Here is a 618-nt window from a genome sequence, read left to right as displayed (position 1 = left end):
GCGACCACGCTCAACGGCGCCAACCAGATCGGTACGCTGGGCAGCTTCAGTGCGGTCGGTTTCAACCTGACCAACGCGCAGGCCCTGGCGGTCGCTGGCCCGATCGACGGCGGCGCGAGCACCTCGCTGACCACCACCACGGGCGACCTGGCGATCAACGGTGCGGTGAGTGGCACGACGACCACGCTGACCTCGGCCGGTGCGATCACCGAAGGCGCTGGCGGTGTCATCACTGCCAACAGCCTGGCCGGCAGTTCGGCCGGGGCGACCACGCTCAACCGTGCCAACCTGATCGGCACACTGGGTAGCTTCACGGCAGGGAATTTCGCGCTGACCAACGCCCAGTCGCTGGCGGTGACCGGCCCGGTCAACGGCGGTGCGAGCACCTCGCTGACGACCACCACGGGCGACCTGGCGATCAACGGTGCAGTGAGTGGCACGACGACCACGCTGACCTCGGCCGGCGCGATCACCGAAGGCGCCAGTGGCACCCTCACGGCCGGTACGCTGACCGGAAGTTCTGCCGGCAGCACTACGCTCAACGGCGCCAACCTGATTGGCACGCTGGGCAGCTTCACGGCCGCCAACTTCGCCCTGACCAACGCGCAGGCGCTGGCG

The 618-nt window shown here is 68.9% G+C and carries 1 protein-coding gene; it reads left to right on the top strand.

Features of this window, described 5'->3' with window-relative positions; all coding sequences use genetic code 11:
* The coding region (locus ACFWZ3_RS17290; protein ID WP_439708913.1) for a hypothetical protein at positions 1 to 618 on the top strand (618 nt) is incomplete at both ends.

Origin of the sequence: Frateuria sp. GZRR35, from assembly GCF_051900415.1 — a bacterium.
Lineage (GTDB): Bacteria > Pseudomonadota > Gammaproteobacteria > Xanthomonadales > Rhodanobacteraceae > Frateuria_A.
The sequence above is the reverse complement of the archived record's forward strand: the minus strand, read 5'-3'. Positions and strand labels throughout refer to the sequence as shown.